At 30.2% G+C, this 20,741-nt stretch carries 16 protein-coding genes and 2 riboswitches; of the genes, 7 read left to right on the forward strand and 9 right to left on the reverse strand.

Translation table 11 applies throughout. The annotated features are described in order from the left end of the window. Nucleotides 1-3: 3 nt before the first annotated feature. Nucleotides 4-177, reverse strand: a riboswitch (cobalamin riboswitch). Between the two features lie 111 nt (nt 178-288). The 4 genes from B5S50_RS05455 to B5S50_RS05470 form a co-directional block, all read right to left on the reverse strand. Then, on the reverse strand, nt 289-1,014 hold the full coding sequence (locus B5S50_RS05455) for an energy-coupling factor ABC transporter ATP-binding protein (RefSeq protein ID WP_065076708.1): 726 nt from the start codon (nt 1,012-1,014) through the stop codon (nt 289-291). Then, nucleotides 1,011-1,817, reverse strand: coding sequence for an energy-coupling factor transporter transmembrane protein EcfT (locus B5S50_RS05460; RefSeq protein ID WP_065076709.1), 807 nt, complete (start codon nt 1,815-1,817; stop codon nt 1,011-1,013). The genes B5S50_RS05455 and B5S50_RS05460 overlap by 4 nt, the downstream gene beginning before the upstream one ends. A gap of 99 nt (nt 1,818-1,916) precedes the next feature. Then, nucleotides 1,917-2,465, reverse strand: coding sequence for an NUDIX hydrolase (locus B5S50_RS05465; protein ID WP_065076710.1), 549 nt, complete (start codon nt 2,463-2,465; stop codon nt 1,917-1,919). After that, on the reverse strand, nt 2,465-3,913 hold the full coding sequence (locus tag B5S50_RS05470) for a PLP-dependent aminotransferase family protein (RefSeq protein ID WP_217303297.1): 1,449 nt from the start codon (nt 3,911-3,913) through the stop codon (nt 2,465-2,467). The genes B5S50_RS05465 and B5S50_RS05470 overlap by 1 nt, the downstream gene beginning before the upstream one ends. A gap of 203 nt (nt 3,914-4,116) precedes the next feature. On the opposite strand from B5S50_RS05470, the gene B5S50_RS05475 reads away from it, so the two are divergent. The 3 genes from B5S50_RS05475 to B5S50_RS05485 all read left to right on the forward strand — a co-directional run bounded on the left by B5S50_RS05475 (nt 4,117) and on the right by B5S50_RS05485 (nt 9,346). After that, a complete protein-coding gene (locus B5S50_RS05475; RefSeq protein ID WP_065076712.1) occupies nt 4,117-6,279 on the forward strand; it encodes a YhgE/Pip domain-containing protein in 2,163 nt (720 codons plus the stop codon). 190 nt (nt 6,280-6,469) lie between these two features. Beyond that, the gene (locus tag B5S50_RS05480) at nt 6,470-8,629 is read left to right on the forward strand and encodes a YhgE/Pip domain-containing protein (RefSeq protein WP_065076713.1); all 2,160 of its coding nucleotides are present in this window, start codon (nt 6,470-6,472) and stop codon (nt 8,627-8,629) included. 156 nt (nt 8,630-8,785) lie between these two features. Further along, a complete protein-coding gene (locus B5S50_RS05485) occupies nt 8,786-9,346 on the forward strand; it encodes a ferritin family protein (protein ID WP_065076714.1) in 561 nt (186 codons plus the stop codon). Between the two features lie 359 nt (nt 9,347-9,705). Here the strand turns inward: B5S50_RS05485 and B5S50_RS05490 are convergent, their stop codons facing one another. Beyond that, the gene (locus B5S50_RS05490; RefSeq protein WP_217303298.1) at nt 9,706-10,527 is read right to left on the reverse strand and encodes a MetQ/NlpA family ABC transporter substrate-binding protein; all 822 of its coding nucleotides are present in this window, start codon (nt 10,525-10,527) and stop codon (nt 9,706-9,708) included. Nucleotides 10,528-10,662: 135 nt separating this feature from the next. Beyond that, nucleotides 10,663-10,770, reverse strand: a riboswitch (SAM riboswitch). Nucleotides 10,771-11,019: 249 nt separating this feature from the next. Between B5S50_RS05490 and B5S50_RS05495 the strand changes: the two genes are divergently transcribed. After that, nucleotides 11,020-11,910: a D-alanine--D-alanine ligase gene (locus B5S50_RS05495; protein ID WP_065076716.1), complete on the forward strand. Its 891-nt coding sequence runs from the start codon at nt 11,020-11,022 to the stop codon at nt 11,908-11,910. Between the two features lie 184 nt (nt 11,911-12,094). Further along, nucleotides 12,095-13,261, forward strand: coding sequence for an alanine racemase (gene alr, locus B5S50_RS05500; RefSeq protein WP_217303299.1), 1,167 nt, complete (start codon nt 12,095-12,097; stop codon nt 13,259-13,261). Nucleotides 13,262-13,682: 421 nt separating this feature from the next. On the opposite strand, the gene B5S50_RS05505 is transcribed toward alr, so the two are convergent. The 3 genes from B5S50_RS05505 to B5S50_RS05515 form a co-directional block, all read right to left on the reverse strand. Further along, a complete protein-coding gene (locus B5S50_RS05505) occupies nt 13,683-14,744 on the reverse strand; it encodes a DMT family transporter (protein WP_065076718.1) in 1,062 nt (353 codons plus the stop codon). A gap of 23 nt (nt 14,745-14,767) precedes the next feature. Then, a complete protein-coding gene (locus B5S50_RS05510; RefSeq protein WP_065076719.1) occupies nt 14,768-15,040 on the reverse strand; it encodes a metal-sensing transcriptional repressor in 273 nt (90 codons plus the stop codon). Between the two features lie 105 nt (nt 15,041-15,145). Then, on the reverse strand, nt 15,146-17,623 hold the full coding sequence (locus tag B5S50_RS05515; protein WP_065076720.1) for an MBL fold metallo-hydrolase: 2,478 nt from the start codon (nt 17,621-17,623) through the stop codon (nt 15,146-15,148). A 151-nt stretch (nt 17,624-17,774) separates the two neighbouring features. On the opposite strand from B5S50_RS05515, the gene B5S50_RS05520 reads away from it, so the two are divergent. Together B5S50_RS05520 and B5S50_RS05525 are read left to right on the forward strand one after the other, a co-directional pair. Next, nucleotides 17,775-18,281: an amidase domain-containing protein gene (locus B5S50_RS05520; RefSeq protein ID WP_217303300.1), complete on the forward strand. Its 507-nt coding sequence runs from the start codon at nt 17,775-17,777 to the stop codon at nt 18,279-18,281. 76 nt (nt 18,282-18,357) lie between these two features. After that, on the forward strand, nt 18,358-19,068 hold the full coding sequence (locus B5S50_RS05525; RefSeq protein WP_217303301.1) for a DUF554 domain-containing protein: 711 nt from the start codon (nt 18,358-18,360) through the stop codon (nt 19,066-19,068). A 787-nt stretch (nt 19,069-19,855) separates the two neighbouring features. Here B5S50_RS05525 and B5S50_RS05530 read toward each other — a convergent pair. After that, nucleotides 19,856-20,428 carry a nitroreductase family protein gene (locus B5S50_RS05530; RefSeq protein ID WP_065076722.1) on the reverse strand — a complete coding sequence of 191 codons (573 nt, stop codon included), beginning with the start codon at nt 20,426-20,428 and terminating at the stop codon, nt 19,856-19,858. Nucleotides 20,429-20,741: the final 313 nt, after the last annotated feature.

A 20,741-nucleotide genomic window follows, 5' to 3' on the forward strand; every position in this document is an offset into this window, starting at 1 on the left:
GAAAGCATATAATAACAATCAGGCAGGTCTCCTGGCTTATGATTCATATTTACTTTAACCTTCCTCTTTTAAGAGTGGTAACTAAAGTTCATCATCAAATACAGTAGCGGGGGCTGCTGCGGAGTTTAACCGCATTCCCTTTTCACCTATAAAGGCACCTGAGTCTTCTATTTAATTTATACTCTAAGTTTATTATAATTAGAGTTTTATGTCAACTTGAAATGTCCAATATATTACATAAAACAAATAAAAATTTCATGTAATTCTAAAGTATTACAGTTAATAGCATTATTTGATATTATATTTTACTAAAAATTCAGTATCTTCCATTACTTTGTTGTAAGAGTCATCCCTTATTATATGATGATCTTCAGAAAATACAAGAACTCGTTTAAAAAGTCCATTAACATATTCAAAATCATGTGTTGAACATATTATAGTTTTCCCTGCTTTATTTAATTTGATAAAAAGATCATTTAAGAATTTCTTTCCCTTAGGGTCTATTCCACTCATAGGTTCATCTAAAACCAGAACTTCAGGATTGAGAGCAAGTACAGCAGCTATAGCCACTCTCTTTTTTTCTCCCCCACTTATGTTATAGGGCTCCCTGTTTTCTAAATCTTTCACATTTAAAAGTTCTAGACAGTCATTTACCCTTTTATTTACTTCATCTTCATCCATTCCCATTTGCCTTGGTCCAAAAGCAACTTCCTCGTATACACTAGAGCAAAAAAGTTGTGCGTCGGAGTTTTGGAATACAAATCCTACTTTTTTATGGAACTTCTTTGAGAAATTACCTCTTTCCAATTCATTTTTGCATATTTTCACATCACCAAAATAGTAATTTCCTTTTGTGGGAAATACCACTCCATTTAATAATTTTAAGAAGGTAGATTTACCGCTTCCATTTGCACCTATAAGTGCTATGGATTCTCCTTGTTCTATAGTTACATTTATATCTTTTAATACTTCATTATTTTTATATTTAAAAAAAGCGTCCTCAATTTTTATCATCTTAATCCCACCCTAGATATGTAAAAATACATAGTTATGATAAATACATTAACTATTAAATATATTAGATCAAAAAACTTAAATTTAAATTTTTTGTGAGACACATACTCTCCTGTAAATCCCCTGCATTCCATAGCGCAATACATTTCATCTCCCATTTCTTTTGATTTTAAAAATAAACTGCCAATTATCTTTGAAATAGAAGAATATTTTTTACTATTTCTTCCTATAGATCTAAGCTTTAGTGCATAAAACATGTCCAAAGAAAATTCACCTAATATATAAATATATTTTAAAGTTATGTCAAATACCAAAATAAATATGTCTGGTATAAAAAACATTTTTAGTGCCTTAGTTATATCATGCCATTTAGTTGTGTAAGATAAAACATTTATTGAAATTATAGTACCAGCTACTTTTAGTAAAAGCATTTCACTATTTCTAATATTCCCCATAAGTATGGAAGGTATGAGCATTATAAATGTAAAAAATGGAATAGAAATACTTAAAAGCAGTATTCTTTTTATATCTTGAACATCTAAAAAACTTAGAATTAGTAGAAAATAAACATCTACAAGCATTATATAGGTAAAATTTTTAGACAATGATAAAAATAATATATTTAGGATAGTAAAGGAAAGTTTTAACATAGGATTTAAATTGTACATAAAGCTATTATTTACTTTATTGTTCCTTTTAATAAGAGATAATAGATGTAATATAGAAAATATACTTTTATCTATAAATTTGTCTTTATCTTCTTTGGGAACGTATTCATCTTTTTTAAAAAGCCAATCCTCCATAAATACACCTTCAATTCTAATTTTTTAATTTTCCTACTTCCTTGTTAAAAATATATCATACTAACAATTATTATTCAACTAAATACAAAAACATTCTTGTTAGTTTAATCCATAAAAAACATACCATACACCCATTCCTATAGCAGTTCCACTTGCCTGTTCTTTAATTAGAAAATCTTTAAGTTCTTCTCTGTGAAGTGCAATTACCTGTATATCTTCCTCTGGCTCCAATTTCTGTATAGGAATTTGATTTTCAATTAAATCTTCATATATATCAACCCTTGCTAATGTAACTTTATCTGTTAAAAGTGCAGGATTTGAATAAAGCAAAGGGCTCATTGACTTTACTTCTCCCTTATATCCAGTTTCCTCCTCCAATTCTCGTAGTGCATTTTCGCCTATATTATCCCCTTCCACAAGACCTGCTGGAAATCCAATAACGTATTTATCTATAGCAGCTCTGTATTGTTTGATAAATATATACTTATTAGATGGTACAAGCTTGCTAATTATTACTACTGTATTTGTGGTATTAGTTCTCTTTATTCTTTCCCACTTTAAGTCCTCATTATTTTTTCCCTTATAAGTTATTTCCTGTAATTGAATCCACTTTCCTTTATACAGTGTTTTTTCCGATATTTTTTTCATCAAGTCCATCCTCCTATTTTTTTAGCCTCCTGGCCTATTATCATAATTCCTTTTTTTATATCTTCTTCACTGACCCTTGAAAATCCAAGCCTAAAGGTATCATATCCCTCATCATTTACATAAAATACATCACCAGGAGTAAATATTACTCCTCTATTACAGCACCTTTCTAAAAGCTTTCTGGAGCTTATATTCTTTAGCTTTATAAATATATGCATACCACCCTCACCCAATATCTCTTCGCAAGGAATATACTCTCTTGCACACTTTAAGGTAAATTCATATTTCTCCTTATATACTCTTCGAGCTTTCTTTATGTACTTTTCAAAATTTCCCTGATTTAAGTAATCATAAAAAATTGCCTGATCTAAAGAAGAAGTGTGAATATTCCTAGCCCTTTTACAACTCTCTAAATAGTTTATAAGCACTTTATCCGCGAGTATCCATCCTATCCTTATTCCAGGGAATAATACCTTTGAAAAGCTTCCTATATATAGGATACTATTTCCACTGCCGCTAAAAGCAGCTATAGGTGATACATGAGTTCCTGAATACCTAAGCTCTTCATTAAATCCATCTTCAATTATAGGTACATTATAACTTTTAAGTATATTATACAATTTTACCCTATTTTCAGGAGGCATGACAATACCTGTAGGATTTTGATAGGATGGAATAAAATATGATATCTTAAATTTATTTTTACCGAGCTCTTCACTAAGATCCTTTAAACATACTCCATCTTTTTCAACTTTCACTCCAGTTATATTGAGTCCATGTAATTTCATAATTTTAATTGCAGTATTATGGGTTGGATTTTCACACAGTATATTATCTCCCCTGTCCGTAAGGCAAGATAATATCAAATCAAATCCTTCTGTAAATCCATTTGTTATAAGTATATCCTTTTCCTTTGTACAAACTCCTTTACTTTCCATATATTTAAGTAAATATTGAATAAGAGGTCTATAACCTTTAGCATACCCATAATTCAACACTTTTTCTCCTTCTATAGACATACGATTTAAAAAAGCTTTTTTAAATTCATCTACATTAAAAAGTTTTTCATCAGGAGCTATACTTTTAAAGGATATCATTCCTTTTTCCCATTTTGCTTCATGTTTTATTATATCTAATCTTTCGGAAAGTTTTCCATATTGATTTATTTTATCTTCCCAATCTATACTCCACTTTTCCTGAAAATCTACTTTTACATCCGATACAAAGGTACCTCTTCCTTTTTTTATGTATACAAATCCTTCATCTTGCAAAAATTCATAAGCATACATTACGCTATTTCTGCTTATTTTTAGCATTGAAGCCATCTCTCTTGTGGAAGGAAGTTTTTCTCCGCTTCTAAGCATGCCCTTCAGTATCATATCTTTAATATAATCTTTTAGCTGTATATATACAAGTTTCTCTTTATTTATCTTCAGTTCCGAAAACATAACAAGTTTCACCTCAAATATATTCTTGCACAATTTTACTAATAAATAAAGAATAATATTATAAATAAGTTATTGACATATATTAAAAAAAATGTTTCAATAATACTGACTAGTCAGTTAATACTAAAATATTATATTATTTCATTATTGAAAACAATTTTCCATATATTTATTTTAGATATTTATAATAGGAGGATTCATATATGCTAAGAAATATTATAGAAGTTTTTAAAAGAGATATGAAAAGTATTGTTAAAAATAAAATGACAATGTTGATTGTTGCAGGTGTATGCATACTTCCATCTCTCTATGCATGGGTCAATATAAAAGCATGTTGGGATCCTTATGGAAATACAAGCAGCATTCCTGTAGCCATAGTTAATGAGGACAAGGGTACGAACTTGAAAGGGAAAAATTTAAATACAGGAAATGAAATTGTAGAAAAATTAAAAGATAACCATAAAATAGGATGGAAATTTGTAAACGCTAAAAATGCAGATATGGGTATTATAGATGGTACATACTATGCGGTGATAAAAATTCCAGAAGATTTCTCAAAGAACATTACCAGCATAACATCAGATGCTCCTAAAAAAACTCAAATCATTTATAAAGTGAATACAAAAAATAGTCCAGTAGCTCTTAAAATAACTGATGCAGCTAGAAATACACTGGCAGAACAAATAAAATCAAGCTTTATATATACAGTAAATCAAACTATATTTTCTTCTTTGAACATTCTTGGTAAAAACGCAGAAAATGATGAACAAAACATTATAAATTTGAAGGATGCAATAATAAAATTAAGTGACAATATGGATGTTATAACAGATGTTCTTGGAGGCATAAGTGATGATTCAAATGATTTGAATTCAACGCTTTCTCAGATTAAATCAGTTATTCCTATGATAAATTCAAGAATATCTACCTTAGAAAATGGTAATGAAACCAACAACTCATCTATACTATCCCTTCAGTCTTCCATGAATAATACCTTTGATAACATTACAATTAATTTAAACACCTCAAAGACTGATGTGTATAGAATTCAAAATTTGATATTAAATTTTAATTCAGCAGCCTCAAATTTGAAGTACTCAAATATAGATACCACTGTAACTAAAATCAATTATGAGATAAATATCTTATACAATAAAATCAATTCCACCATTAACATTCTTCAAAAATTTAATGATTTTAAGAACGATGACAATACATCAAGACTTATAAATTCATTAAAAAATACTAGGGATTCATTAAATACAGAGAAAAACAAAATAAACGATATTGAAAAACAGCTTGAAAGTTCAAATAAAATAAATAAAGATTTGATTAATTCAGTAACAAATGACACTGCAAATTTAAATCAGCAATTAATAGACGAAACCAATGAATACAATGGACAGGTAAGAAAAAGCTTGAATTCCACAGCAGCTGAACTTGTTGAGTCCACAGATAAAGCTTCTTCTGTTTTAAAATCTATGCAGGATCTTACTTCCCATGGAGATAATTCCTTAGATGTGTTAATAAACGGGAGTGAGCTGACAGCAAATTCATCCAGTAAACTAAACAATAGATTACTTGAATTCAAGGGTATTATTAACGATTTGGCAAATAAACTTAAACTAGTAACTAATAATGACATAATACAGATAATCACCATATTGCAAAATAACCCCAACTTTATGGGGAATGTCGCGTCAAGTCCATTTAATATCAAGGAACAGAATATATACACTATTTCAAACTTTGGCTCCTCCATGGCTCCAGCTTATACTACACTTTCCATCTGGATTGGTTCTATTATTCTTGTATCCATTTTTAAAACGGATGCAGACAGATTTAAAGGTGATGAAGGTTTGAACTTGAAAGAAAGATATCTTGGTAAAATGAGTACTTTTATAGTTTTTGCTTTAGCACAAGGATTTATAGTTGCTGTTGGGGACAAACTTTTGCTAAATGTCCAAATGGTAAATGCATTTTTAATGGTAATGGTAGCACTAGTTTCATCTTTTACTTTTACTGTAATAACATACACTCTTGTTTCCACGTTTGGGAACTTAGGGAAGGCTATATCCATTGTTTTGCTTATAACTCAGATATCAGGAAGTGGAGCCACTTATCCTATACAACTTGATCCACTTATTTTTAGAATAATACAGCCTTTGTTTCCATTTACCTATTCAGTAAGCGGATTCAGAGAAGCCATCGCAGGACCTCTCATAAGTACTGTAGCTATGGATTTTACATTTATGCTTTTAATTTCAATGTGCTTTATACTATTTGGTATATTTTTAAAGAAACATTTGCAAGATAAAATCTATAAATTTAGAACCAAGCTTACACAATCTGGTATGGGAGATTAAGGCATTTGAAAGAAAATAACAAGTCAAAGATGCGACGGATATTTTTTATCAGACAAGGAAGCAGGTTCCGCAGATAGTGAATCCTATCTAAGGGTTCTACCGACACAGTATGATAAAAAATATCCTAGCATACTGACTAGTTATTTCTTTGAAAATGCCTAAGACAATATTAATTTTAGGAGGGACTATATTGAAGGTAGTATTCAAACTATTAAAAAGAGATTTTAAAAATATAATAAAAACTCCATCAGTACTTGCCTTAATTTTATTATTGTGTATCCTGCCATCTCCCTATGCCTGGATTAGCATTAAAGCCTCATGGAATCCTTATGCCAATACAAATAGAATGCCTATAGGTGTAGTAAACAATGACAGTGGTACAACTATTAATGGTAAAAATATAAATGTTGGAGATGAAATAGTTAAAAATTTAAAGAAAAACAATTCTATAAATTGGATCTTTATAGATGACTGGCAGGGAAATTATAACCTTAATTCAGGAAAATATTATTCACTTATAGAGATACCTGCTGACTTTTCCAGCAAGCTTTCAACTTTAATTACAGCATCCCCTGAAAAGCCTAATATAATCTATAAATCCAATGAAAAGCTAAATGGAATAGCAACTAAAATTACGGATTCAGCTAAAACTTCCTTAGCAGATACTATAAAAAGCTCTCTTACAAAATCAGTAAACAAAGAAGCTCTCAAACTACTAAACTCTACAGGTAGAAAGCTTGAAACAGACAAGCCTGAAATTTTACAGTTAAAGGATACATTACCCGAAGCCGTATCCACTGTAAATGATATAAAAAATCATATATCACAAGAAAATTCCAACTCCAAAAGTCTTCAGCAATATCTAAGTGGAGTTCAAACAGATTTACCAAAGTTATCCAAAGAGATAAGCAGTCTCCATAATATTACAGCACAGAGCAGAACACTTACTTTATCTACCAAACAATCTCTGAATTCTACACAAAATGATTTGAATAAAGATATAAATGAAATTGAATCAAAAGAAAATCAAATTCAACTTTTACTTAACAACCTACAAAATATAAATAATACCGATGCTGGTAAAAGCTCAGCCGCAAGTATTATAGGAAATATGACTACTTTAAATAATTCTTTAATTGACAAAGTAGATATGGATATTAAAATTCTAAATGAGATAAATGAAATTACAAATACTAATATAACAAGTGATCTTATAAATTCATTGAAATCACTGAGAAGTTCGTTAAATACTGAAAACATTTATTTAGCGGAGTTAAAAGATTTAATAAATAGCAATTCTTCACAAGATAGCATTAATCAAGTTATATATGAATCTTCATCATTAAGTAGTGAATTATCGGAAGATATAAGCAATATATCAGATATGTTTTATTCAGGAACATATGAATCCATGAATTTATTATCAGACGCATTGACATCCAATTTAGATAGTATTGATTCAGTACTTAGCGCAACCGGGCAATTAGTACCTGAATTAAATCTTGTGGCAAACTCAGGAATATCAAGCAGTAAAAATTTAGTTAATCAAAGAGACAGGTTAAATAAAAAATTAATAGATATTCAAAATAACTTGAACAAATTAAGCGATAAAATGAAGGATTTAAACGATGAAAACTTAACTTCAATAATAAATATAATGGAAAAGGATCCTAATAAAATATCAAATCTTATATCATCACCTATTGAAGTAAAAAATGTTGAACTATATAATTCAGGTCTTTTTGGATATGGAATAACACCTTTTTACACTACTCTTGCAATATGGGTGGGAGTTTTGCTACTATGCTCCATACTAACACTAAAATGTAAAGATCTCGAAAGTGGAGAAAAGGTGAAATTGTCACATAAATATTTTTCGAAATTGCTTCTGTTTTTGGTAATATCAATTATACAAACTACCATTATAACTTTAGGAGACATATATATAGTAGGAATAAATCCTGAAAATTCATGGCTTATGATAGGATTTGCACTTACCTGCAGCTTTACTTTCACTATTATTGTAGTTACATTGGTATCTATTATGGGTAACATTGGAAAAGCCGTTGCAGTTGTAATAATGGTCTTTCAAATAGCAGGGGCAGGAGGACTTTATCCTGTAAAAACCTTACCTCAGATATTTGGAGTACTAGAACCTCTTTGGCCTTTTACATATGCTATAAATGGATTCAGAGAAGCTATAGCAGGACCTATTTGGAGTAATGTGTATAAGGATTTTCTCACTTTAATAGCTTTTGCAGGTGCATTTTTGATTATTTCTGTTTTAAAAAAGCCTCTTCACAAATTAACTGATAAAGCAGAAAGTGAATTCAAAGAATCAGGTTTATAGTAATACCAACAATTATATAATTAACTTGATAACAAATAATTATAGTATAATGTATTTATCTGATAATGCAGAATAGTAAATTATTATGGTGCAAAACTAATATGTAAGGGAATGATGAATACTGTTTATATAAGAAAGTTAGAAAGGATGTTTATTATGGTTAAAATGACTTGTATTGTTTGTGGTATGGAAATAAATGAAAAAAATTATAATTTTAATAAAGAAGCATTTATAAATTCAAATAGTAAAGAAAAAATAATGTATTGCCCATTTTGCGGAGCGCCAATTGAATATTTAATAGAAAATGGACAAAAAATAAAATATGATAGAAATAAATTGAATCAAAATTCCTTGAAAATAATAGATCATGCAGTTAAATTGGAAGTTTTTAATGGAGATTTTTATAAGAAAGCTTCATATATGGCAAAAGATAAAAATGTAAAAAGTATGTTTAAGTCTTTATCAAGCATAGAATATATGCATGCTAGAATTCATAAGAAAATAGCCGGCATTAAAGAAATGCCAGTACTTAAGGATATGGATTATTCAAAATATAATACCGATGAAAATTTGCTTGCTGCAGCTTGTCAAAGAGAAAAGCATGCTGTAGCGTATTATAAAAAGTATGAAAAAGAAATCCATGAAGAAAACATTGCAAAGATATTTAATGCACTTTCTAAGGTTGAAGAGGAACATGTAAAGCTTACAGGTGAATAATTTAAAAGAATTGCGAAACAAAGTTTCACAAGTTAAGAATTAATAATGAAAAATTAATAGTAAAGGATGATTTTTAGCTATCGCAAAAAATCTTTAAATCTATATTAACCAGCAATGTTTCGCTTTAGCTAAACGAGAGCCATGAAAAGCTTAATCAAAGATTTTTTGTAGTGTAACGGAAAAAAATCCACATTAACTATTAATTCTTCATTATTAACTATTAATTAAAATATGTATTATTTATAACTAAAAATAAACTTATGCACAGAAACATTTTTACAATAATGAAGCCCATTTAAATATAAGGTTGTAAAAACATTCGGAGTATAAGCTTATTTTTCGTTTTGAAACTCTATCCCCTAAAATGCTGGAATTATGTTTCCATTATATTTTTCCTGTATAAACTTCTTAATTGATGGATCATTAACGGCTTTTGCCAATGCCTTAATATAAGGTTTGTCTTTATTTTCCTTTTTAACAGCAATTATATTAGCATAAGGTGAATCCTTAGATTCTATGGCAATAGCATCTTTAAGTGGATTTAGCTTTGCCTGAAGTGCATAGTTTGTATTTATAACTGCCGCATCTACTTCTGTTAAAGTTCTTGGAAGTTGTGGTGCATCAAGCTCCTGGAATTTTAAGTTTTTCTTGTTTTCAGTTATATCTAACTTTGAAATAAGATCTCCGCTCTTTACTTTTATAATTCCTTCATGAGCCAATAATTTTAATGCTCTTGCACCATTTGTAGGATCGTTTGGTATTGCAATTTCAGCACCATTTTTCAAATCTTTTAAACTCTTAATTTTATTGGAATAAACCCCCATAGGTTCAAGATGTACTTTTGCTACATAATCTAAATTTGTATTGTTCTTTTTATTGAATTCATTTAAATATGGAATATGTTGAAAAAAGTTTGCATCTATATCTCCTGAATCCAAAGCCTTATTAGGAGTTACATAGTCTGTAAACTGAACTATTTGTAAATCGTATCCTTGTTTCTTTAGTATAGGCTTTACCTTTTCTAGTATTTCAGCATGAGGCTGTGGAGATGCCCCTACTTTTATTACTTTTTTGTCATCACCTTTACTACTGCTTGAAGAACTTGTACTGCTTTGCGCACCACATCCAGCTAATGCCAAGATCAATGTTAACGATAAAATAACTGTAATTAATTTTTTCATTTTGATTCCCTCCAATTATAAAATAATAGACAATTTCTAAGCATTAAGCTGAAATATAAAATTTTCATATCATATTTTCAATTTAAAACCAAATAAAGCTCGAGGAACAACCTCGAGCTAAAAATCTCAATGATCCTCTCATCTTCCAGCTTATGCTGCAGGAATTAGCACCACTATACTATTAAAAATAGTATTGGTTGCCGGGCTTCATAGGGCCAGTCCCTCCACCTCTCTTGATAAGTTAATATTAAATTTTGTTAACTTGTGATTTACATTATAACAGCGAAATTTAAAGATGTCAACAACAACATTTTCTGTTCTTAAAGATTTTTTACTTTACTTTTAACTTAATATTTTTCCTTAACCATAAAGCCACATTTAGGATAAACTAGTTATCCTGTGGTTCTTTATTTTATATGGAAAATGTATAAAATAAATATTAGACATAGTAATTGAAAAATATTAAATAACAAGTTCAGTGGAGGAATTAACATGAAAATAGGAGTTATAATGGGTGGAATATCTTCTGAAAGAGAGGTTTCACTAAATTCAGGTAAAGAAATAGTAAACTGCTTAGATAAAAATAAATATGAGGTTGTACCCATTGTCATAGATAAAAAGAGAGATGTACTTGAAAAAGTAAAAGATATAGATTTTGCCTTTATTGCACTTCATGGTAAATTTGGTGAAGATGGTACTATACAATCAGTACTTGAAACCATGGATATACCTTACTCAGGATGCGGACCTTTGACAAGTGCCATTTGCATGGACAAAGATATGAGTAAAAAAGTGTTAAAATCTGCAGATATAAATACTGCCAAATGGATTTGTGTTAAATCTATAGAAGAAATTGATTATGATAAATTGGATGAGATAGGCTATCCTGTAGTTGTAAAGCCTAACTGTGGTGGTTCAAGTGTTGCTACTAATATAGTTAAGAAAAAAGAAGATATTGAAAATAATGTAAAGTTAGCTCTAGATTATGACACTGAAGTTGTTATTGAGAAATATATACAGGGAGATGAAATAACATGCTGTATGTTAAAAGGTAAAACTCTTCCTGTAATTGCAATAAAACCTAATGCAGAATTCTTTGACTACACTGCAAAATATGCAGATGGTGGTTCTGATGAAATAGTTGTAGAACTTGAAAAATCTCTTCAAGAAAAAGTTGAAAAAATATGTGTTCAATGCTGGGAAGTTCTCAAATGCAAAAGCTATGCAAGGGTAGATATGATAGTTGAAAATGGTATTCCTTATGTGCTTGAACTAAACACTTTACCAGGCCTTACAAAAAATAGCCTATTTCCTAAGAGTGCTGGTGGAGTTGATATATCCTTTTCTCAACTATTGGATAAAGTAATTCAATATTCACTCTAATTTTTGTGGAATTTCTAATTTGAAGTTACATTCATAGACATCAATAGATTTTTATTAATTGAAAATTATATTCTAAGTTAAGAATTAATAATCATCTATAACTATTAATTCTTAACTCTTAATTTTTAATTATGCATTATTATTGATAGGATAATATCTATCAATATCGAAAGGAGAATGTGTTTTGTTTAAAGATTACAGACCTGTATGGGAAGAAATTAATTTAGACAATCTTGTATATAATATACGTCAAATAAAGCTGAAAGTTGGCAACAATAAAGGACTGATAGGTGTTGTTAAAGCTAATGCCTATGGTCATGGAGCTTTAGAAGTATCACAGGTTTTATTAGAAAATGGAGTAAATAGATTGGCCGTATCTGAGTTAGATGAAGCAATAGAACTTAGAGAAAATGGAATTAAAGCTCCCATAATGATACTTGGCATAGTACCAGATACTTTTTTGAATGACATAATAGATTATGACGTAGAGCCAGTGGTGCCTTCTTATGAATATGCAAGTAAATTATCAAAGGTAGCTAAAAGTAAATGGAAAACTGCAAAAATACACGTTGCAGTAGATACTGGAATGGGAAGAATAGGATTTCAGCCAAATGAAAATAGCATAGAAGAAATATACAACATAAGCAAGCTTCCCAATATAGAAATACAAAGCTTATTTTCTCATTTTTCCACTTCAGATGAAAAAGACAAAACATATTCACATGAACAATTTAAAAAGTACAAAACATTTTACAATGAGCTCATAAATAGAAACATAAAAATAAACATAAGAGATATCGCAAATAGTGCAGCTATAATGGAATTGCCTGATACCTATTGTGATTCAGTTAGACCAGGAATAATAATTTATGGATACTACCCTTCAGATGACGTAGATAGAAATGATCTAAGCATAAAACCTGTAATGAGTTTGAAAGCTAAAGTAGCTTACGTAAAGACATTAGAAGCCGGGAAATACGTTGGCTATGGAAGAAAGTTCAAATCTGAAAGAAAAAGTGTAATAGCTACACTTCCAATAGGATATGCAGATGGCTATACTAGAATGCTTTCAGGAAAGGCAAAAGTAATAGTCAATGGTAAATTTGCACCAGTAGTTGGCAACATCTGTATGGATCAGTGCATGATAGATGTTACAGATGTAGGTGAAGTAAATGTAGGCGATGAGGTAATACTCATGGGTGAAAAAAACGGATTAAAATTTGATGCAGAAGATATAGCTAAAACAATTGGAACTATAAGTTATGAAATACTCTGCTCCATAAGTAGAAGAGTTCCAAGGGTATATATAAAAGACGGAAAAATAATCAAAATTAGAAATTACCTGAAATAAATATAGAGTTTCCAGATTGAAAGTTCACTTATACTAAATCATATAATGACAAATTTCATCACGTTAAAAACTTTAATAAGTCTAAAGTTTTTAAATGTGCTTTCAATTTTGTCATTATATTTTATGTATAAGTTTAAACTTCAATTGGAAACTTTACAGATATATGTTTCTAACTTAAAAATCAACTTATACGCAAGCATATTTTTACAACAATGAAGCTCTTTTAAATATTTTGTTTATAAGACTTAGTAAAAAATTTTTAAAAAATCTAGAACTTTTGAATTGTTTGAGGTACGAGTTTTCAAAAGTTCTCAGTATTTTTTTAAATTTTTTACTTAGCCTTATCAAAATATTTAACGAGCTGAAGGTTGTAAAAAATATTTGGAGTATACGTTGATTTTTCGTTTAGAAACTCTATTCTTTAATGGGCATGTCTATGATGCAAGTCTGGAGTATGAGGATGACAATGTTCCATTCTCTCATGAACGTGATAGTGAGTGTGATACACACTATCAGGTATACCAGGATGATGATGATTGTGATGTCCATCTGTATGACAATGTCTGTGTTCATGGGCCATATATAAATGAACATGCATATGACTGTGATTTTCCCTTATAATAAGAACCGTTCCTGCAATCATAAGAGGAAGTGCAAGTGCAAAAGTAACACCTGGAACTTCTCCTAGCAAAATAAAAGATAATATAGTGCTTATAAAAGGTGCTGCACTGAAAAATGCACTGGTTCTAGCACTACCTAAATTTCTCATTGCAAATACAAACAAAACCGTACTAAATCCATAGCTTAAAAATCCAAGCAACAGTGCCATAAGAACTATTTTAAAGTCTGGCAAATGACTTCCTAAAATCATTGACAAAATTAATGAAAATGTCCCTGCTCCCAATCCTTTTACTATAACTATTGTATAAGGATTTTTAGCAGATATATTTCTTGTAAAATTATTATCTATTCCCCAACATACGCAAGCCAGTATTATTCCTAAGGCCCCTAAAGATATTCCCCACTGACCTGCAAAGTTCCAGGATAAAATCACGCTAGCGGAGAGTATACATACTATAGCCGCACCAACTCTCCTGCCGATATTCTCCTTAAAAAACAGTGCTGCAATAATTGTAGTAGCTACACCTTCAAAATTCAAAAGCAATGATGCAGTAGCTGCTGGAGTTACTTTTAGACTTATCATTTGAATTATAGGTCCTAAAATTCCTCCAAAAATAACAGCTCCTAAAAGCCATGGGAAGTCTTTTCTAGTTAACCCTGCTTCGTCTATATTTTTTTTGTATAAAATTTTTTCTAACGTCTGAAATGTTAAAAGCCCTGCACCGCTTCCAATATATAAAAGAGCAGCCAAAGGAACTGGATCTATTTGTCCAAGAAGGATTTTTGAAATAGGTGCACTGGCTCCAAAAAGTAGTGCAGAAAAAAGAGCTTGAAATATTGGATATAATTTAGTATTCCTCATTTATAACACTCCTAATTTAAAAATTATTCCCAAAATTTATCAATGGCATTATTCAAATTATCTAAGACCTCTTTATCATTTTTTTCAACTGCATCCTTCACACAATGATTGATATGATCTTTCAATATTACTTTTCCTGTATTATTGAGTGCAGATCTTACTGCAGATATTTGAATAATGACTTCACTACAGTCCCTTCCTTCTTCTACCATACGCTTTACAGCCTCCAGATGTCCAATTATCCTGGATAATCTATTTACAACTGCTTTATTATTTGGATGATTGTGTTTTTCCATATAAACATCTCCTTATCCCCCTATAGGGGTTATTTTAATTATAATACATCATACTTTTATTGTAAATAGTGTTAAAAAAACAAGCCCCCTTATGGGGCCTGATCTCTACCATTTTAACGTGCATCCAGTTTTATACTCAAATTCTTTCTTTACATCCTCCATATTTTCTACATTATCATCTTCTAATTTTAATTCCACACTTAAATCACTGCTATTAAAAGACGGATTTTTCTTCAAATCTATCCCTTTACTTTTACAAAGTATAGATGCAATTTGCAATATTTCATTTTGATTTGCACTATTTGCTACTTTCATATTCCACCCTGTAAGGCGAACTAATTCCTCTATGTTTTTTTTATACTTTTTACCAATTACAGGGCTTATAAATGTAAGTTCTATATATCTTCCCTTAGGATTCGACTTTACACTTTTTTTGTAAGGCCTAAACTGTTCTCTTTCAAAAGTTTCATCTATTATATTTAAAGCTTTATTTTGTTCCATCATTTCGCACTCATCTTCAGCTTTAATAATCGTACTATCTTTTAGATCTATTCCTGGAGATTGTACTAATACTTGAAGTCCTGTAATGTTTTCAATTTCAGATAATTTTTCTTTTTCCACATTACATTTAGAATTCAGCATAACTACAACCTGATTTTCTCCTAATCTATAAGATATTTTTTTAATAGATACATCCTGTAAATTTATCCTTACAACTTCGGAAACTGCATTTATATTTACAGCATTATTTATTTCTACCTTCCACTTAACCTCTTCTTCAAATTTTTTTATCTCCTCGTATATACTCTTATCAACTACAGCTGGAAAATCAAAATTTAAAATCACCTTTTTCTGGTCACATATAAAACTAATTTTCTTTGTATTAAATTTATTAAAATATTTATCTGCAGCTTCTTTTAATTCATTTAATTTGATCTCATTATTTTTTAAATTCTGAGAGACCTTATCCTCAGGATTGATTTTAAATAGAAACAATCTCCTTGTGTCACTTTCAAAATAAGGACATTCTACTATAATTCTTTGAAAATCTTCTAAAGCATTTTTGCTCTTGTTATTTCCCTTCCATATAAATATAAGTTCTTCTAATGTAAAAAGTCTTTCACCGTAATTATAAAGTACGAACTCCCATAACCTTTTTACATTATTTTCATCCATTTCTTCACAACAGTTCATAACTTTATCAATACTTTTTTTCCACTGTTTTCTTGGATTTTTTATATTTATTTCATAAACTTCGCTGCACCTAGGTGCATATACCCTTCCTCTTACATCTTTTGAAAGCTCTTTTGACAAGTTTTCCACTACCTCTTCATTTCCATGAACTAGAAATATATTTTTAGGTGTTAAAAAATCTATAAGAGATTTTATTTCATATTTATCACTGTGGGCGGAAAGTCCTACTTTTTCTACCTTGCAATTTACAGGAACAGTTTTTTCATTTATGTAAAGTTTTTTGTCCTCTTCTTCATCTAAAAGATTTAGTAATTTTCTTCCCGGGGATTCCTCGTCCTGATATCCCGTTATAACTATGTACCCATTTTCCATAGGGGCTATTTTTTCTGCATAATATTGACTGTACCCTCCAGTAAGCATTCCTGAACTTGACACTATTACACAAGGCCTATCGTCTTTTAATATCTCTTCTCTAAGTTTATTATTATCTACTGCAATTATATTGTCATCATAAAAAGGTTCAATTCCTCTGAGTATCTTTTTTCCTAAAGAATTTTTAAGGTACAGCGGATTTAATTTGTAGGTCCTGTTTATATCCTTTATCATACCATCCACATAAACTTTAATATCTTTTAATATATTTTTATTTACTGCTTTTTTTATAATAAGAAGCACTTCCTGAGCCCTTCCAAGAGCAAAAGCAGGAATAAGCATTTTCCCCTTTTTTTCTATACAGTCACTTATTATATTAATGAGTTTTTCCTCTTCCACTTCTCTATTTGAATGAAGTCTATCTCCATAAGTGGATTCGAAGATTGCTGCATCTGGCCTTAGTTTTGGAACTTTCAACCCTTCCACAGTTTTTTGTGAAAATATTGAGAAATCTCCAGAATAAAATAATGATCCCTCTGGAGTTGTAATATAAATACAAGCAGCTCCTGCTATATGTCCTGCTGTATAAAAAGTAAGTTTTATATTTTCAAATATAGAAAATTCCACCATATAATTTATAGGAAATACACGATTTAACATGCTTATAACGTCTCCTTCAGCATAAAGCGGAATCTCTCCTTCCCTATTTTTCATTATTTTTAAACTATCATACAAAAGTACTTTCATTAAATCCTTTGTCATCCTAGTTGTATATATTCTAGCCCCTGGATATTCCTTACTTATTATAGGCAGAGAACCTATGTGATCCATATGAGCATGACTTACAATTATAACATCTACTCCTCCCTGATCTTGAATTGATTTAAAATCCGGTAGGGTATCTTTAGAGGAACTCTGTCTTATGCCGCAATCAAGAAGTATATTTTTATTATATATGTTCAAAAGGATACAACTTCCACCTACTTCTCTAGCTCCTCCTAAAAATGAAATGTTCATGTTGGTCTATCACCTCTCCTTTTTTATCCTTTACAACTCTATAATTATTATATCCTATAGAATTGCAAAGTAAAAATTAGATTTGTTATTTTACGCACTTGCCTAAGATTTATACATAAAATATACTGTGATTAATTTTATAGGAGAAATTATGAGTTATAGAGATACTTCATCCTACTCTAGAACTTCAGCTATAAATTATGCAATAAAGTACGCCCTCACCCCCAATCCAAACTACAAATATTTTTCCATATACCAAACTATCGGCGGCGACTGCACAAATTTCACTTCACAGTGCTTGCATGCAGGAGGAGCGCCTATGGTCTTTTCAGGTAAAAACACCTGGTGGTATAACATTAGAACTAATAAATGGTCAGTTTCCTGGACCGTGGCAGGTTCTCTTTACTGGTATTTAAAAATTAACGCTGAAAAAAATTCCTACGGCATAAAAGGAAGAGAAGTGCCTTCTATTTCTTCTCTTGAGATAGGCGATCTAATATTTTATCGAAATAGTAAAGGTACAATAGCTCATTCTGCCATCATCACTTCTTTCCGTAACGGTCGGCCACTCATATCCCAGCATACTTTTAATGCCTTAAACATAACTTACGTAAAAGATTGGGCATCTAAAATGCACTTTATGAAAATATGGCTATAAAATTTTGTTTACAATGCCTATTATAAAAGTATATAATATCTCTATGTAGATAAGAAAAATGGGTGGTTTGATAAACATGATAGCAGTTATAGTAAACTTTATTTCCATAATAATAGGAAGTATAATTGGAATATTTTTAAAAAATGGTATACCAGAAAAAGTTAAGGAAAGCGTTTTTAGTGGACTTGCTCTATGTGTTCTATACATTGGAATTTCAGGTTCCTTAAAGACAAATAATGTACTTACTCTAATAATATCCATAGTAATAGGTACAATTTTAGGAGAACTAATAGATATAGATAAACATATAACAAGTCTAGGAAATTTAATAGAAAGTAAATTTAAAACTAAAGGTGGAAAGATATCAGAAGGGTTCGTAACTTCAAGCCTTTTATTTTGTGTTGGGGCCATGGCAATAGTCGGATCTCTAGAAGCAGGTCTTGATGGAAATTACAAAACACTTTTTGCAAAATCTGTAATAGATGGAGTTTCCGCAATTATTTTTTCCTCTTCTCTAGGCATTGGTGTAATGATTTCATCTATAAGTGTACTTGTATACCAGGGTGCTATAACCCTTGGAGCAGTATTTTTAAAAAGTGTTCTGACGAGCTCAGTTATTGCTGATATGACTGGAATAGGCAGCCTTCTCATTATTGGACTTGCCCTAAATATGCTTAACATAACTAAAATAAAAATAGCAAATTTGCTACCTGCAGTCTTTATGCCAATTTTTGCATACATAATTTATACTAACTTTCATCACTTTTTATCCTATATTCCATTTTAGATATAAAAAGCAAAAATTTAACACATAATAAATTCTTACTAGAAAGTTTCGTACGATGTTACTTCTAAAAATCAATGAATCTTGCTTAGTGGGAAAAGCAGATATTCCAAATCTTTGATTTTGTTATAGTCACTTTCTCTTTAGAGTTTTGTTTCTCCCACTAAGCTTAGATGAATTATCCAAGGGCGTAGCTACTGTTATCTCCCTCTTTGATAGAAGTGGGAGTGTTACAGTAGGTAGCCATCGGACAAATATATATGAAAATATACTTTACTGTATATTTTCTAACTTAAAACTCAACTTATATGCAGGAATATCTTTACAATAATGAAGTTTTTTTAATATTTTGTATATAAGTCTTAGAAAAAAATTCGTAAAAACTTAGAACTTTTGAATTGTCTGAGGTACGAGTTTTCAAAAGCTCTTAGCTTTTTAGAATTTTTTACTTAGACTTATCAAAATATTTAATGAACTGAAAGTTGTAAAAGATATCCGGAGTATAAGTTGAGTTTTAATAGTAACACTGTACAGGGTATTCTAGCTTGAAATTTTAACTTATACATGAAATATAATGCCAAAATTGAAATTACATTTAAAAACTTTTTTAAATAAGTCTTAGCTTGGTATTTTAGAAAACCTTAGGAACTTAGATATGTTTGAGGTACGAGTTTATCTAAGTTCCTTTAGTTTTTCAAAATGCCAAGCTTTAGACTTATTAAAAGTTTTTATAGTGATGGAATTTGTCATTATATGATATTGTATAAGTGAACTTTCAACCTAGAAATATCTAAATGTCTAAGATTATATCTTCTAAACTTCTTTTTGGTACATGGTGAACCTTATTCTCATCTCTCCAGTACTTCACATCATTATTTGAATCCATAGCTTCTATAACCACTTGTTCCTTTGGCTTTCCAAGAGCTACTACCAATATAATTTCATATTTTTCATCCAAATTAAGACTTAACTTTAATTCTTTTTTATTCACATTTCCAAGCATACATCCGCCAAATCCTTTTTCTACAGCTCCCAGTAAAATAGTTTGAGCTGCTATTCCAGGATCAAATGATGGACTTTTACTAATAGACGTGTCATTAAGTATAACAATGTAACCACTTGGTTTTTCTCCTTCTTCAGGTCCATTCCAATCCTTTAAGTACCCTGCCCAACCCAAAGTCTTAAATATTTTTTCATTATTATCTTTGGTATTTGATATAACATATTTTAGTGGCTGCAAATTTGAACCTGATGCTGACAATCTAGCAAGGTTTACTAACTCCTTTAAAGTTTCCACAGTTATTTTTTCATCCTGATAGAATCTTCTACAGGATCTATTTTTTAAAACTAGTTCTTTTATCATATTCATCCCTCCAAACTAATAACTTAAGGCATTTGAAAGAAAATAACAAGTCAAAGATACGAAGAATATTTTTTATCCGATGACTAACCCGCTCTAATACTCACACTTTTCCAAGTGTGAGTAAAGAGCGGCTATGTCCCTGGATAACAATTTCTAAGCATCAAGTGCCAAGAACTTTGTTTATCAGACAAGGAGGCAGGTTCCACAGATAGTGAATCCTATCTAAGGGTTCTACCGACGCAGTATGATAAAAAATAGGCTAGCATACTGACTTGTTATTTCTTTGAAAATGCCTAATATCATTACAAGTATC

The organism is Clostridium sp. 001 (assembly GCF_019056555.1).
GTDB classification, from domain to species: domain Bacteria; phylum Bacillota; class Clostridia; order Clostridiales; family Clostridiaceae; genus Clostridium_B; species Clostridium_B ragsdalei.

What these genes read in the sequence shown, in the direction of transcription:
- B5S50_RS05455 (WP_065076708.1), bottom strand. Translation starts at nt 1,014, where the DNA reads ATGATAAAAATTGAGGACGCTTTTTTTAAATATAAAAATAATGAAGTA.
- B5S50_RS05460 (WP_065076709.1), bottom strand. Translation starts at nt 1,817, where the DNA reads ATGGAGGATTGGCTTTTTAAAAAAGATGAATACGTTCCCAAAGAAGAT.
- B5S50_RS05465 (WP_065076710.1), bottom strand. Translation starts at nt 2,465, where the DNA reads ATGAAAAAAATATCGGAAAAAACACTGTATAAAGGAAAGTGGATTCAA.
- B5S50_RS05470 (WP_217303297.1), bottom strand. Translation starts at nt 3,913, where the DNA reads ATGTTTTCGGAACTGAAGATAAATAAAGAGAAACTTGTATATATACAG.
- B5S50_RS05475 (WP_065076712.1), top strand. Translation starts at nt 4,117, where the DNA reads ATGCTAAGAAATATTATAGAAGTTTTTAAAAGAGATATGAAAAGTATT.
- B5S50_RS05485 (WP_065076714.1), top strand. Translation starts at nt 8,786, where the DNA reads ATGGTTAAAATGACTTGTATTGTTTGTGGTATGGAAATAAATGAAAAA.
- B5S50_RS05490 (WP_217303298.1), bottom strand. Translation starts at nt 10,527, where the DNA reads ATGAAAAAATTAATTACAGTTATTTTATCGTTAACATTGATCTTGGCA.
- B5S50_RS05495 (WP_065076716.1), top strand. Translation starts at nt 11,020, where the DNA reads ATGAAAATAGGAGTTATAATGGGTGGAATATCTTCTGAAAGAGAGGTT.
- B5S50_RS05505 (WP_065076718.1), bottom strand. Translation starts at nt 14,744, where the DNA reads ATGAGGAATACTAAATTATATCCAATATTTCAAGCTCTTTTTTCTGCA.
- B5S50_RS05510 (WP_065076719.1), bottom strand. Translation starts at nt 15,040, where the DNA reads ATGGAAAAACACAATCATCCAAATAATAAAGCAGTTGTAAATAGATTA.
- B5S50_RS05515 (WP_065076720.1), bottom strand. Translation starts at nt 17,623, where the DNA reads ATGAACATTTCATTTTTAGGAGGAGCTAGAGAAGTAGGTGGAAGTTGT.
- B5S50_RS05520 (WP_217303300.1), top strand. Translation starts at nt 17,775, where the DNA reads ATGAGTTATAGAGATACTTCATCCTACTCTAGAACTTCAGCTATAAAT.
- B5S50_RS05525 (WP_217303301.1), top strand. Translation starts at nt 18,358, where the DNA reads ATGATAGCAGTTATAGTAAACTTTATTTCCATAATAATAGGAAGTATA.
- B5S50_RS05530 (WP_065076722.1), bottom strand. Translation starts at nt 20,428, where the DNA reads ATGATAAAAGAACTAGTTTTAAAAAATAGATCCTGTAGAAGATTCTAT.